Below are 15,153 nucleotides of genomic sequence, written 5' to 3' on the forward strand. Positions count from 1 at the left end.
CCTCCTTAATTATTCTTTCGTCTTGCTAATCTTGTTGGCTTGATCCATGTACGAATGGAGTTGCTTGAACTGAGCTTTCTGGTATGGAACGTATCCCTCTTCTTGATAAATCTTGAAGATGATATCGTGTCCCTCTTTCGTCTTAGCCATGTTTTCGTATGCTTTGGCAATCTTGTTTTTCCATGACTTCGACATGTCACTTCGAGTGGCTACCACATCATTAGGAATGGCCTTAGTCGTATAGATAACCTTCGTGTCCTTCATAACGTTCGGATCGTCTTTTTGAACAAGGGTCTGAGCGCCTTGGAAAGTAAAGGCGGCATCGTTGTTCTTGTTTAAAACGGAGAGAACAGCTTGATCGTAACCATTAATAACGTCGGTCTTAATGCCGTCCTTGTTGATGTTGATTCCGTGTTTCATGAGTTCCACAACGGGGTAGACGTAACCAGCCGTTGAATTAGGCGTCCCGATCGCAATTTTTTTACCCTTCAAATCATTAATATTGTTAATCCCACTGTCCTTGCGAACAACGACCGTGGAATAAAAATGATCTGACGTTTTATTAGTAAGCTGTAAAGTCTTCGGATCGCGAGCCTGTCTGGTAGCTTGAACCAGTGGGGCCACCTGATAATTCTTTTGTGCTAATACAAAATCACCAGGGTTCATCTCCGAAACGTCTAAAGTCTTAGATCCCATGGCTTGAACGAGTGAGTTCCCATCCGTTGAAACCTTGACTGTGACAGGGATATGTAACTGTTTCTCTAATTGTTTAGCAAGTGGTTTGGCTTCCGCGTTCGCTTGCCCTGCGTTAACTGATGGCGTAAATCCGACCGTTAACTTCTTGGGTTTGTAATTGCTAGACTGCTTGCCACAGCCTACTAATCCGACTGATAAAAAGGTAAGTGCTGCTCCTGCGGTGATCCATTTCAAAGCTTTCTTAAGTTTCATTACGAAGTCCCTCCCAAAATTGTTGTACCAGACAAATTAATAATACCATTATACATACAATTTTCAACATATATCTTTATATTGTTCGTATTTTATCCATTATTTGGATTTTTATAAGTACTTTGTTCAATTTATTAATTAATTAACGAATATTAGTAATTATAATAATTAAATGGATCACACCATTAAATACGTGCTGTTCAAGTCAAAATTTCGTTTAATAAAAATAATTTGTTTCATGTGAAACTATTTTATTAGTTAATTTAACTCCAAATAATAAAATGATTGACAAGCTAGTGAATTAGAAATAGAATTAAAGAGTAATAAAAAAAGGAAGAGATGTCGTTACCATCTCTTCCCGCGCAGATTTATGTGTTATTGGGTAAAAAACTAATCTTTATGATTAGCTTTTTTTATTATCTCATATAATGGAATGACTTTTTATGTTAAATAATAATTGACATTCTTCATCAACGGAAATAGAATAATAATATACTAAATAAAAAAGAAGAGATGCTGTTACCATCTCTTCTGCATAGGTTTAGTGTGTTATTGGTGATAAAAAGCTAATCTTTGCGGTTAGCTTTTTTTATTATCGCGTATGCCTTAGCAAAATTAATTGCTGCACGCGAGACAATAAGAACCACTACTGCTAGTGGTACAATCCCAATAACCAACTTTCTTCTGTATTCAAACGACTCACCTCTTCGTTAATTATTAAGGTGGAGATGAGGTTCAACACAGTAAACCTACTAAAGCTCCAATTGGCGATCAAATCAATTGTCGCTCTGTATATAATCATACCTAATTATTTCAGATAATGGAACACAAAAAGCATCCCCACTTCCAAAAAAGTGAGGATGCTTTTTACGTATCTTATTTCGTATAAGTTCTAATCTTTGGTGCTGTGTATGTGGTCATAAATTTATAGATTTCTGGCAGTGAGTCCGAAAAGAGTAACTTCTTGCGATCTTCTACCGTCAAAAATTCTTTTTCGGTCATTTCGTCGAACATTTTCTTCAAGGGATCATAGTATCCTTGTACGTTGTAGACTACGCATGGATCGTCATTATCTCCAATTCGCGCCCATGAAAATGCTTCAGAAATTTCTTCCAAAGTTCCTGGACCACCAGGAAGTGCGATGCATCCGTCAGACTGAGCAAGCATCTTTTGTTTCCGAATATCCATGTTAGGAACAACTTCTAGACTAGTAAGCCCATCCATGCTGGCCCCGCGATCAACAAGTTCTTTGGGCATAATTCCATGAACGACGCCACCAAGTTCCAAGACGGTACTGGCGAGCAGACCCATGAGTCCAACTCCGCCTCCACCATAAACTAATTCCAAATCGTGATTGACCAACCATTTAGCTAATTTCTTGGTAGCGTTTTGATATGCGGGATCGTTGCCAGGAGCAGCGCCGCAATATACTGCAACTGATTTCATTTTTATTTTCCTCATTTCAATTTATTTTTACATTAAGTAGTGTACCACGTCACTTCAAGTCAGTAGTAACAAGTGTTTGGGCAAATTGTTTCACGTGAAACTCATTTTACTATAAACAATATTAAACACCTTTACAATCTTCCATCAAAGAACTTATATTATATTCTCTCTCTTTAATTAATTCTCTGCTATTAATATGTCTACTTCTGCCCTTATCACTTGCCCATTCATGAGGTGCTTCCATAACTCCTTCTTCCAGAAAGTTATCTTCTCCATATTTTAAATAATTAGAAAAATAATTATCACCGAAGTATTCTCCAATATCAAGTGGTTTAGGAACATCTCTTGAAGTTAACTTTTTTACTCCATGCATTTTATTTATATTTCTATAAAACCTTAATTTGTATAATAAATAATAAATTAGTTCAATTCTAACAATTCTTTTTTTTATAAAAATATCATGTAACGATGTTCTATTTAAAAACACATCCACGGAATGACTTTCTCCATGTAATTCATACGTATATATATTTAAAGCATAAGCATATTTAAATATTTCGTCATAATACTTATTGACCAAATGTTGAACCAATTCGCCTAAATTATATAAAACATCACTTTTTAGATCAGTGTTAGAATATTTATCTTTTTTTATTTCTTTTTTTGACTTTTTCATTATATTTTGAATTACATAAATATATAATTCATTTAATTCTTTTACATCAACGTTAAAGTCATTATTTGTTGGCGTATTAAATCGTCCATAACGAAATTTTTTATAAAAATTATCCAATTTTTGAAAAAAATACTTCTCTTTTTCATTTATAAATGAATTTTCTTTACTATTACTATTATAATAATCAATCAATTTAATCAACTTTATATTATTATGTCCATACAAAGCATTAGTTACTTCTTCCCCAAAAAATTCAAAAGATTTTGCTCTTTCATCATCCTTTTCATTTATAAAATACAACATTTCTACTGGGTGCTCATTATTTAATTGAAAAAGTAAAATAATTTTACCTAATCTTTCAAAAGAAACACACATATTAACAAAAAATATAAAAGCAGACGATTCTATTCGATCTATTAACTCATCATTTGTACTTTCTTTATCTTTAAGTACAATATCATCATCATTCTCAATAGCTTCAAATCCCTTATAAATTAAATCACCACAAACACCTAACTCACGACCCAAATACCAATTAAAAAATGAATTTATATCCATTTTGTTTCACCCTATTTCATTAACCTGTTCAAAATAAAATCCAAAACACATTACCCCTGCTCTAGAATTTTATTTATTTTTTAACTTTTAACTTTTTAGACAATCAGTTTACCCTTATCATTACTGAATTAAATTACTGCAGTTAAACACTTCTGGTCGGAAAAGCATTATGATACTTGGTCAAATCCACAATCCAAATGTTTTTGCCTGACATGGATTCATATCAATACTACAATTAATTTTAGATTTTATCTTTTTGTAACAATCATTTTCACTCTACTTATCATAAATATGAGCATCATATTTAAAGGGATGCTCCTTAAATAACTTACTGTAAAAAGCACTTTCGGCGAAAGCTCGATTCAACTTCTTTATATCGCCATGCTTTCCCGGTGCATCCTTAACAAAGTTTCCATCTACACCAAAATTCTTGTCGACATTTCGAACTGATGTCGGTTTTGGGAGGGTGAAAAAGCCCAATTGTCCAAGCGTCGGCAAAAGTGCGGGGTACGAGAATTGACCACCACGCGAATTATTAGAATAGGTAATAATTTTAGCGGGTTTCCCCTTTGCTTCAAACGCCAAGAAGTCGAGTGCATTCTTCAAAACGGCGGGGAAGGAATGGTTATATTCGGGAACCAAAAAGATATATCCATCCGCCTGCCGCATGTCATCAACCCATCTTTGTTCATTGGGCTTTAAGACTCGATTGGGGTTGTCCATCGGCGCCATGCTTTCGTAGAAAAACGGTAAATTGTAGTCCGATAAACTTATAAAATTAAACTTAACATCATTTACTTTTTCGAACTCATCCTGTCTCTTAAGAAGATACTTAAAGAGCCGTCTGCCAAGGCTTTCATCCCTGGTGCTTCCTAAAATCACATTAATTATCATCGGCCTTACCTCCATTCCCTTCTAATAATTATACCCTAGTAAAAATAAAAAAACCGAACCAGCCATCTCTAGCCGATCCGGAAATTTACTTATTTCTTAGTTTCTTCTTTGGGACGATCAATCACTCTCACCTTATCGCCACCGATGATTAACTGATCACAGATGTTCAGGAACAATCCATGTTCAACAACTCCGGTATAATTCTTTAGGTTGTGAGCTAATTTAGCTAAATCAGCATCATCTGGGATCGTAATATCGATGAGGTAATTTCCTGAATCCGTCTGAAGGATGTCACCGTCGTCTCTAAAGCGGAACTCGGGCTTGTACCCGGCTTCGTTTAAGTAACGGAAGACACCCATCCCACCGAATGGAATTACTTCAACTGGTAACTTCTGACCCGCTAAGGTCTTGTGATACTTAGTGGAATCAACAATCCAGACGTTCTTGTCCGACATGGTGGCAACTAATTTTTCAAAGAGAAGGGCAGCTCCACCACCCTTGATCCCGTTGAGCTTATCGTCAACAGCGTCAGCGCCGTCAACCGTTAAATCAACGCGATCAATCGTATTAACATCAAGCATTGGCATGCCGAGACTCTCGGCTAATTTCTCGGTTCCAACGGAAGTTGCGACACACTGAATGTCAAGACCTTCCTTTTTGATTCTTTCATTAATTGCCTTAACGAAGTAAGCAGCCGTACTACCTGAACCAAGTCCCAGCACGATGTGATTAGGAACCTGTGCGGCCGCATACTCAGCAGCTTGCTTCTTCTCTTTCTCGATGGCTTCCTTGGTCTTGGAAGTCTTGCTGATGACGTCCAAAACATCCTTTTCGTAAGGAATGGAGTTCTGCGCACCGGCCACCTGAACTGTCAAAGAAGAAGCATGGTTCGCGTACAACATCGCGTCACGAATGTTAGCACTGTTTAAATCTAGGCGAGATGCCAAGGCACCAATGAAGGTGTCTCCAGCAGCCGTCGTATCAACCGCTTTTACCTTAAATGCTGGGATAAACGCATGGCTGGCTGGAGTGGCGTAGAACGAACCCTTGTCACCAACGGTAATAATTACCATTCGAATTCCTAATTTGAAGAAGTATTCCGCGTTCTTCATCATGGAATCATCATCAATGACTTTAATCCCAGTGAGGGCTTCGGCCTCCGTCTCATTTGGGGTAATAATGTCAGTTAACTGTAGGAGTTCTTCTGGCAACTTCTTGGCTGGTGCCGGGTTCAAAATGGTTTGAACCTCATTTTTCTTAGCAATCTTAAATGCTTCAATAATGGTTGGTACTGGAATCTCTAACTGCGCAATTGCTCGGTCAGCATTCTTAATGGCGTCCTCGTGTTGATCAACGTCTGCTGGGGTCATGGCCATATTTGCTCCACCATAGACGTAGATCGAGTTCTGTCCGGTACTGTCAACGGTAATGTAAGCTTGTCCGGTTTGACGAGCTTGAGTAGTAATTACGGAATCAATGTTCATTCCGTCTTTTTTAAATCCTTCAATCATGAATTTGGCGTCTTCGTCATCACCTAATTTCGTGATGAACGTTGTGTCAGCACCAGATCTTGCTGCAGCAATTGCTTGATTGGCCCCTTTTCCGCCACCGTGAGATTCTTGGTGGTTTTCGACCGCCAGGGTTTCACCTGGTAACGCATATTTATCAACGTTTAAAACTTTATCAACGTTGGTGGATCCGATCACAACAACTTTTTTACTCATTTTACTGCCTCCCTATTTGCAAACGCTTTCATAATATATGATATCATTGTGGGAAATAGTTGTATATAGATTTGGCTAAAATGATGCTTTTATCACAGACAGTTAATTAATTCTTCAATGGTAAGTTGATCGACAAAAGCACTTCACTCATTTAACCACTTCAACCCTTCATATTTTTAAGGTACCATACACGGTACCCAAAATGTTAATTTACACAAAAAAAGAGACACCCTCAGGCATCCCTTTAAACCATTTAATTTATTTCTTCGATTCGTCTAAAGCCTTTTTAGCTAACACGAAGTCCCCGAATGTTGCGGAACCATTGTGAGGTACGACCGGACGACTAATGTACTCGTCAAGTGGACCAACATCAAGGTAATTATCGAACAAGAGGTTAAATTGGTCACGAACCTTTTCAACGAATTGTGGAGTACATACTCCTCCACCAAGCACGATTTGATCAGGACGGAAGTTAACCGTCAAACTGATGACACCTTGAGCCACGTAGTAAGCAATGATGTTCCAAACTGGATCATCTGGTGGAGTGTCTTGACCCTTAATGTTATTTCGAGCTTCAAAAGTTGGACCCGAAGCAACCCCTTCAAGACAGTCACCGTGATAAGGACAGATCCCATCAAAATCCATGTCATCTCTGTGTCTCTTAACCCGAATGTGTCCGAATTCAGGGGTTCCACGAACTCCTAAGAATTCATCATTAATAACAGTTCCAGCACCAATTCCGGTTCCATCAGTGATGTAACTAACCGCTTCAATCTTGTTGTTAGCCTGACGACGCTTGATGTATTCACCATAAGCTGAACCGTTAACATCAGTAGTCCAGTAAACTGGTACCCCAAACTCGCGTTTCATGGTTCCAACAAAGTTAACGTTGCTCCAACCCTTTTTAGGAGTCTTGATGATCCAACCGTATTTGTCAGAATCTTTTCGAACATCGATTGGGCCAAATGAAGCAATTCCAAATGCATCAATGTGGTCAAACTTCTTAAAGTATTCCACTACCTTAGCCAAAGTTTCTTCTGGCGTAGTAGTTGGAATATGAACACTATCAACAATGTTGAAATCGTCGTCACCAACGGCACAAACAAACTTTGTTCCACCTGCTTCAATGCTTCCATATCGCATAAACATGATCCCCTTTGTAACATTTTGTGTTTCATTTATTGATACAAGTATAAAGCGCTTACATATCGAATGCAACACTTTTTATTCATTAGTTAAAAAATTAAGTAATCAGTAAACAAAAAGTTGGACTATTTCACATAGTCCAACTTTATTTTATTTCTTTTTCGCAATTTTACCCTGCTGAATGTACACCGAAAGAATCGCAATGTCAGACGGATTAACCCCACTAATACGGGCCGCTTGAGCAATCGTCTCCGGCTGAATCTTCTCCAACTTCTGGCGACCCTCAGTTGCAATCCCATCAATCACGGAGTAGTCAATGTTGTCCGGAATCTTCTTGGATTCCATCTTCTTCATACGGGCAACCTTGTCCTCTTCCTTCTTGATGTAACCAGCATACTTAGTTCGAATCTCAACTTGTTCCACCACTTCTGGATCCAATTTTTCGTCGGGTCCTGAAATGAAATCAAGCAGTTTATCGTATGTTACATACGGACGTCGCAAGAACTGCGCCGCAATAATACCATCTTTGAGCGGTTTGTCCCCCTGAGCTTCCACAAACTGATTAACTTTTTCACTTGGCTTAATCCGAACGGTATTCAAGCGCTTAATTTCGTCTTCAACCGCCTTGCGTTTAGCAACAAACTTAGTGTAACGTTCATCTGAAATCAAGCCCAACTCGTGACCAATTGGGGTCAAGCGCATATCAGCGTTGTCATTTCTAAGCAGTAATCGGTATTCGGCACGACTCGTTAAAAGTCGGTATGGTTCGTTGGTTCCCTTGGTAACCAGATCATCGATTAAGACCCCGATGTAACCCTGATCACGTTGCAGAATCAACGGATCCTTGCCCTGAATCTTCAAAGCGACGTTAATTCCGGCAATCAACCCCTGACCGGCAGCTTCCTCGTATCCAGAAGTTCCGTTGGTCTGACCGGCACTGAATAATCCGCTGACCTTCTTGGTCTCAAGGGTTGGTTTCAATTGGTAAGGGGAGATGATGTCGTATTCAATCGCATAACCGGGACGCATCATTTTGACGTCCTCGAGTCCCTTCACGGAGTGCAACATCTGCTGTTGAACCTCTTCTGGAAGGGAGGTCGACATCCCATCGACGTACCATTCTTCGTTGTGGCGTCCCTCCGGTTCTAGAAAGACCTGGTGTCGCTTCTTGTCCGCAAACCGGACCACCTTGTCTTCGATTGATGGACAATAACGGGGACCCACACCTTCAATGACCCCAGTAAACATGGGAGCCCGATCCAAGTTATCCTTGATAATCTGGTGGGTTTCCTCGTTCGTATACGTCAACCAGCAGGAAATCTGCTTTGAAACCGGCAGGTAGTCTGCATACGGGGTGGTGTAACTAAAGTGGTGAGGGGTTTCATCCCCAGGTTGTTCCTCAGCTTCATTGTAGTGAATGGTATCACCGTTCACTCGTGGTGGGGTTCCGGTCTTAAACCGCTTCAGTTCGAAACCTAAATCTTCCAAGTTTTCTGAAAGATGAATGGCTGGAATCGAGTTATTTGGACCAGATGAGTACATCAACTCACCAATGATGATCTTGCCACGAGCGGCCGTTCCAGCACAGATCACAACTGCCTTAGAATGGTATTCCGCTCCGGTATTGGTAACGACGCCTTCAATCTGACCGTCTTTCACAATCAAACGATCGACGATTCCCTGACGCAACGTTAAATTAGGCTCTTTTTCAAGGGTATTTTTCATTTCATGATGGTAAGCATGCTTATCGGCCTGAGCTCGTAAAGCCCTAACTGCAGGACCCTTTCCGGTGTTTAACATTCGCATCTGAATGTAGGTCTTGTCAATATTCTTTCCCATTTCACCGCCAAGGGCGTCGATCTCTCTGACCACCGTTCCCTTTGCGGGTCCACCAACTGATGGATTACATGGCATAAATGCCACCATATCAAGGTTAATTGTGACAAGGAGTGTCTTTTGACCCATGCGAGCAGATGCCAGAGCGGCTTCGCAACCAGCGTGTCCGGCACCCACCACGATGACGTCATAATCGCCACCGTTATAGGTCTTCTTCACTTCTTGTTGTATCATTTTATTCATTTAGTAACCTCCATTGAGTTAATCGCTTACTTACCCAAACAGAATTGGCTAAATAATTGATCCAACAATTCGCCATCGTAACTGTCTCCGGTGATCTCACCAAGTAAATCCCACGCATTTGTCATGTCAATCTGAACTAGATCGACGGGCATCCCGTTATTTAAGCCGTTTTCAACCGACTGAAGGGAATCACTCGCCTGTTGTAAAAGACTAATATGGCGGGCATTGGTAACCATGACGTCGTTTTGAGAACTCTTGATGCCACCATTGAAGAACATTTTGGCAATCGTATCTTCAAGTGACTGCGTTCCGTTATCCTTCGTAGCATGGGTCTTGATGATATTTTCAGCGTGATAACGTTGTTTTAATTCGTTAACATTAATTTTTTCCGGTAAATCGGTCTTGTTCAGTAGAATAATCCGTTTACTCTTCTGGGTCAGATCAAGCAGTTCCCGGTCCTCATCAGTCAGTGGCTCACTGGCATTCAATACCAGTAACACCAAATCCGCCTGTTTGATGGCGTTTCGGGAACGATCGACCCCGATCTTTTCAACCTTATCCTCGGTATCACGAATGCCGGCAGTGTCAACCAAGTGCAGTGGTACTCCGGAGACATTGACGTATTCATCCAAAACATCCCTCGTAGTCCCCGGCACATCGGTTACAATCGCCTTGTCCTCGTGAAGCAACCGGTTCAACAGACTCGACTTGCCCACGTTTGGTCGCCCAACAATGGCGGTATTCAGACCGTCCCGCAGGACTTTCCCCTGCTTCGCCGTCTTCAAAAGTTGGTCGATTTGAGCCTTTAATTCCTTCGATTTGTCCATCAGGAGTTTCGACGTCATGGTCTCCACGTCATCATACTCAGGGTAGTCGATGTTGACTTCCACTTGGGCCAAGACGTCCAAGATGTCCTGCCTGAGATGCTTAATGAGGTGCGAGAGGTTGCCATCTAGTTGATTCAAAGCCGCTTTCATTGATTCATCGGTCTTGGCTTCAATCAGGTCCATCACAGCCTCTGACTGGGACAGGTCCAAACGGCCGTTTAGAAAGGCACGCTTGGTAAACTCACCCGGTTCCGCCATTCTGGCACCGTTACTTAGGACCAGCTGGAGAATCTTGTTAGTGGCCACAATCCCACCGTGACAGTTAATCTCAATAATGTCTTCCTTGGTGTACGTCTTTGGTGCTCGCATAACCGAGACCATCACTTCGTCAACTTCACTGTTGTGGTCTGACGGATCAACGATGTGACCGTAGTTAATCGTGTTAGAAGCAACTTTTGCGAGGTTCTTACCCCGATAAATCTTCTCAGCCACCTTCATTGCATCCGATCCACTAATGCGGACAATCGAAATGCCACCTTCACCAGGTGGGGTTGAAATTGCCGCAATTGTATCGTAATCAGTCGTTGTCAGTGCCATATCCAAACTCCTTTCTCATTTAATCGCATAAAAAAAGTACTCAAACCACGCCCTGTGCGTGGATAAAGTACTTTCACTACTTTACCTATTCGAATTTACAATCTTACATATACTAGGACGAAAATTTTATTTTGTCAATTATTTAGCGAGGAGCCACCACAATCGAACGGTGGGGTTCGCGTCCCGCTGAATACGTCATCACTTCTGAACTGTCCTGAAGTGTCACGTGAATTTGTTTACGCTCAAAAGAAGGCATCGGGTCCAAGTAAACTGGTTTGCCCGTTGCCACAACTTCTCTAGCCGTCCGTTCGGCGAGACTAGTGAGGATCTGAAGCCGACGTTGGCGGTAATTAGCCGTGTCGAGTTCAACTTCCAGGTAGCTAATTCCCATGTTATTTAGGTAAATATTGCTCAATTCCTGCAGGGCGTTAATCGTCCGACCGTGTTTGCCGATTAACAAGCCTTCTTTGGGCGTATCAAAATTAATGGTCACGTGGCGATTGTTCGGCATCTCGTAGCTTAGTTCAGCCTCAATCCCCATTTGATCAGTAATGGCCTGTAAATACTGAATTAGCCCACTTACCGCCTCGACGTTTTTGGCGTGACGATCTTCGGTTTGGACCGGACTAGCAACGGCCGTACTAGCCTCCTTTTTGACTTTTAACTGACCTTCAGCCCGTTTCCGGGCTGGATCAGATGTTTTAACGTTCATTTCAACTTCTGCGGGATGCTTGAAAAATCCCAGAAATCCCTTACTAGCGGTTTTAATAACTTTAATTTCAACATTATTACGATTAGTATCAAGTGATTTTAAGCCATTTTGGATGGCTGCTTCGATGGTGGCTCCGGTGTATTTCGTCATTGTTGCTTCTCCTATATTTGTAAATGTCCAACGGTATTAATATTATCACAAATCAAATCGTTGAAGGAATAGGAATTCACAGATGTAATATTACAAATTACGAGAAAACAAAAAAAGCAGACCATCGTCTGCTTTTTTATTCGTTAATTATTTGTGATGTTTACTCTGCTTAGCTTTCCGAATGGCCTTTTTAACGGCCCGATCGTGTTGGCGTTTTTCACGTTCTTTTTCTTCACGTTCACGATTGATCTTCCAAGGATTCTGGATTAACAACGTCTGAACTACTTGGAACGCATTCGTAACCACCCAGTACAAGGACAAGGCTGATGGTACGTTCAAAGCGGTGAAGAAGATAATGATTGGCATCCCAATCGTCATCATCGTCGTCATTCCGTTTGATTCCGGCTGACCTTTCATTGACAACCAGGAACTAAGGAAGGTGAACAAAGCGGCTAGCACAGGCAAGATGTAATACGGATCCGGACTACCAAGCTGCAGCCACAAGAAGTGACCGGTTCTTAGAATGTGAGTCCGCCAGATTGCTTGATACAAGGCAAAGATCACTGGTAGTTGAACAACCATCGGCAAACATCCAGCCCATGGATTAATGCCAGCTTCCTTATACAGCTTCTGTTGCTCCGTCTGTAATTTTTCCATTGTCTCGGAATCTTTACTGGAGTACTTCTTCTGCAGGGCCTTCAGTTGCGGCTGAATTTCCTGCGTCTTCTTCATACTCTTAGTCTGATACATCATTAATGGTAGAAGGATAATTCTCACAATAATGGTGAAGATGATAATTCCGATTCCGTAGTTATCACCAAAGAATTTTGATAACCAAATAATTACTCTCGAGAAATTAAGGACGACTAGGCCATCCCAAATCCCCTTACTATGGTTAGTAATTGGAGCGTTACTACATGCCGTGAGCACCAGACCAAGGCTGGCAATCATCGCCGTAGTAGCGATTCTTTTCAATTTTTTCAATTTTATTCCTCGCTATCATCAGAATCTAATAGATGAGCTAACTTTAAAACATGAATCAGACTCGCCTTGACGTCTTTTTGTGACATCCCATCAGCTCTGGGACGTGCAATGACTAAAAAATCCACGTCCGTTCTTAGATCCGGCTTCAGTTCTGTAATCGACTGGCGAATTCTCCGTTTGACCCAGTTTCGATGAACGGCATTTCCGATCTTTTTACCCACGGAAATTCCAATCCGGAAGTGTTTCTGTCCCGGTTTTTCCAGCTGGTACACGACAAATTGTCGGTTAGCAACCGAATCATGTTTTTCGAAAACCTTTTGAAAGTCAGCTTCTTTTTTGACACGGTACGATTTTCTCATGAATAATCTCCAAGTATTTTCAAAAAAATAATGAAAAAGACCACTGAATGGTCAGTGGCCTATGCCGATAATACTTTTCTACCTTTTTGACGTCGACGTGCTAAAACTCTACGACCCTTGCCAGTGCTCATACGTTTTCTAAATCCATGAACGCGGTTTCTACGACGTTTCTTTGGTTGGTAAGTTCTTTTCATTACTAACCCTCCTTACTAATTAATCGCCTATATTAAGTTGTCTATTCAATAGCTTTTCTAACTTATAGTATCACAAATCTAATAATCTTCAAATAGGGATTTTAAATTAATACACAACACTCCGTTCGCTTTAAAAAAGTTTCATAAAATTTGCCTGTGGATTATTGTGGATAACTCCTGTGGGAATTAACATGAATTGAACACGTCTTTGAACAAAAGCACAGCATGTTAACAACGTTAAACACAATCTGTGGATAAAGTTCATTATCAAGCTTCAATCCCTACTGTAACAACAATTAGTTATGCACAGCAAACTGTTGATTTCAGCAAATTATAAATTAATTTCTAGACTTATGAACAGGTATGTGGATAACTAATGAACACCCTGTGAAACATTTATACACACCCTGTTTTTTCTGTGGAAAACTTTTTTTCTACATGCTAGAATACAATCATAATTTAAACACAAGGAGTCACTCTCAATGGATCAAAACGAATTATGGGACAAAATTAAGAATAAATTTAAAGCGGATCCGAAATTTGAGGGCACGACATACGATACTTGGATCGCCACCGTGAAACCAATTGCATACGACGGCGATACCTTGACACTCGAATTACCATCTTCGCTTCATCGTGACTACTGGGAAAAAATGCTCAAAAGTCAATTAGTTGAGTACGCATACTCTATTACTTATAAGAACATTTCTCCTAAATTTGTTTTAGAAGAAGAACTACAAAAGGAATCAAAACCCGCTGCAAAGCCAGCCGATGGCGGCCAAGACTCTTACAGCTACACCGATACCCACTTGGAACCAAACTATACGTTTGAGACTTTCGTGATTGGACAAGGCAACAAAATGGCCCAAGCTGCGGCCCTTGCTGTTAGTGAATCACCCGGAAAATTATACAATCCGCTCTTCTTATATGGGGGAGTTGGACTGGGGAAGACCCATTTGATGCACGCGATCGGGAACAACATCGTCAAGCATGATCCCAGTCAGCGCGTGATGTACGTGACGAGTGAAAAATTCGCTAACGATTTCATCGGCGCCATTCAAAACAACAAAATGGATGAATTTCGTCACGTCTATCGAAACGTTGACGTTCTTCTAGTGGATGACATCCAGTTCTTTGGTAACAAAGAGGGCACTCAGGACGAATTCTTCAACACGTTTCAGGCGCTCTACTCCAATCATAAGCAGATCGTGCTAACGTCTGATCGACTTCCAAACGAAGTTCCCAAACTAAAGGATCGCTTGGTCTCGCGGTTTGCCTGGGGACTTTCCGTTGATATTACCGCGCCCGATCTGGAAACCAGAACCGCTATTTTGCGTGCGAAGGCCAAGGCCGACAACATGGACATCCCGGCTGACGCCCTAGGATACATTGCCAGTCAGATCGAATCCAACGTGCGAGAACTGGAGGGCGCCTTATCCAGAGTGCAGGCGTATGCCAAATTAAACAACGCACCCATCGACACCGAACTGGTCGCAAACGCACTTCGACCGCTCAAACTAGCGAAGGCGCGCTCCGCTCTGACCGTTTCGGACATCATTTCAAAGGTGGCGTCCTACTATCACATCAGTGTCAAAGAAATTAAGGGCACCAAACGGGTTAAGGCAATCGTTGTTCCACGTCAGATCGCGATGTATCTGTCACGAGAAATGACCGACAACTCGCTTCCAAAAATCGGCGATGAGTTTGGCGGAAAGGATCACACCACCGTCATTCACGCCTACGACAAGATTAGTCGCGCATCCGCCAACGATTCTGACTTAAGCAAACAAATTTCGGACATTAAGACGGAGTTACAGCACTAACCGTGGTTCGATTTAAAAATGTTATAATTGCGGGTG

Annotated in this window: 13 protein-coding genes; 1 reads left to right on the top strand and 12 read right to left on the bottom strand. The window is 41.2% G+C overall.

What is annotated here, in order from left to right:
• Window positions 1–9 precede the first annotated feature (9 nt).
• The 12 genes from FC73_RS02170 to rpmH form a co-directional block, all read right to left on the bottom strand.
• Complete coding sequence (locus FC73_RS02170) at window positions 10–948, bottom strand: phosphate/phosphite/phosphonate ABC transporter substrate-binding protein (protein WP_010022167.1); 939 nt, start codon at window positions 946–948, stop codon at window positions 10–12.
• Window positions 949–1,824: 876 nt separating this feature from the next.
• A complete protein-coding gene (locus FC73_RS02175) occupies window positions 1,825–2,394 on the bottom strand; it encodes an LOG family protein (protein WP_010022169.1) in 570 nt (189 codons plus the stop codon).
• Between the two features lie 121 nt (window positions 2,395–2,515).
• The gene (locus FC73_RS02180; protein ID WP_010022170.1) at window positions 2,516–3,628 is read right to left on the bottom strand and encodes a hypothetical protein; all 1,113 of its coding nucleotides are present in this window, start codon (window positions 3,626–3,628) and stop codon (window positions 2,516–2,518) included.
• A 276-nt stretch (window positions 3,629–3,904) separates the two neighbouring features.
• Window positions 3,905–4,522, bottom strand: a complete 618-nt coding sequence (locus FC73_RS02185; protein WP_010022171.1) for an NADPH-dependent FMN reductase — start codon at window positions 4,520–4,522, stop codon at window positions 3,905–3,907.
• A gap of 89 nt (window positions 4,523–4,611) precedes the next feature.
• Entirely contained in the window at window positions 4,612–6,246 is a 1,635-nt protein-coding gene (gene rbsK / locus FC73_RS02190; protein WP_010022172.1) for a ribokinase, read from the bottom strand.
• A 258-nt stretch (window positions 6,247–6,504) separates the two neighbouring features.
• Entirely contained in the window at window positions 6,505–7,389 is an 885-nt protein-coding gene (locus FC73_RS02195; protein ID WP_010022173.1) for an ROK family protein, read from the bottom strand.
• 153 nt (window positions 7,390–7,542) lie between these two features.
• Complete coding sequence (mnmG, locus tag FC73_RS02200) at window positions 7,543–9,471, bottom strand: tRNA uridine-5-carboxymethylaminomethyl(34) synthesis enzyme MnmG (RefSeq protein WP_010022174.1); 1,929 nt, start codon at window positions 9,469–9,471, stop codon at window positions 7,543–7,545.
• 26 nt (window positions 9,472–9,497) lie between these two features.
• Entirely contained in the window at window positions 9,498–10,895 is a 1,398-nt protein-coding gene (gene mnmE, locus FC73_RS02205; RefSeq protein WP_010022176.1) for a tRNA uridine-5-carboxymethylaminomethyl(34) synthesis GTPase MnmE, read from the bottom strand.
• A 142-nt stretch (window positions 10,896–11,037) separates the two neighbouring features.
• Window positions 11,038–11,757, bottom strand: a complete 720-nt coding sequence (gene jag, locus FC73_RS02210; RefSeq protein ID WP_010022178.1) for an RNA-binding cell elongation regulator Jag/EloR — start codon at window positions 11,755–11,757, stop codon at window positions 11,038–11,040.
• A 147-nt stretch (window positions 11,758–11,904) separates the two neighbouring features.
• On the bottom strand, window positions 11,905–12,741 hold the full coding sequence (locus tag FC73_RS02215; RefSeq protein WP_010022179.1) for a YidC/Oxa1 family membrane protein insertase: 837 nt from the start codon (window positions 12,739–12,741) through the stop codon (window positions 11,905–11,907).
• 2 nt (window positions 12,742–12,743) lie between these two features.
• Window positions 12,744–13,100, bottom strand: a complete 357-nt coding sequence (rnpA, locus tag FC73_RS02220) for a ribonuclease P protein component (RefSeq protein WP_010022180.1) — start codon at window positions 13,098–13,100, stop codon at window positions 12,744–12,746.
• Window positions 13,101–13,159: 59 nt separating this feature from the next.
• Window positions 13,160–13,294, bottom strand: coding sequence for a 50S ribosomal protein L34 (rpmH, locus tag FC73_RS02225; RefSeq protein WP_010022181.1), 135 nt, complete (start codon window positions 13,292–13,294; stop codon window positions 13,160–13,162).
• 482 nt (window positions 13,295–13,776) lie between these two features.
• On the opposite strand from rpmH, the gene dnaA reads away from it, so the two are divergent.
• Complete coding sequence (gene dnaA / locus FC73_RS02230) at window positions 13,777–15,117, top strand: chromosomal replication initiator protein DnaA (RefSeq protein ID WP_010022182.1); 1,341 nt, start codon at window positions 13,777–13,779, stop codon at window positions 15,115–15,117.
• Window positions 15,118–15,153: the final 36 nt, after the last annotated feature.

Source organism: Fructilactobacillus fructivorans (genome assembly GCF_001434095.1).
Classification (GTDB): domain Bacteria; phylum Bacillota; class Bacilli; order Lactobacillales; family Lactobacillaceae; genus Fructilactobacillus; species Fructilactobacillus fructivorans.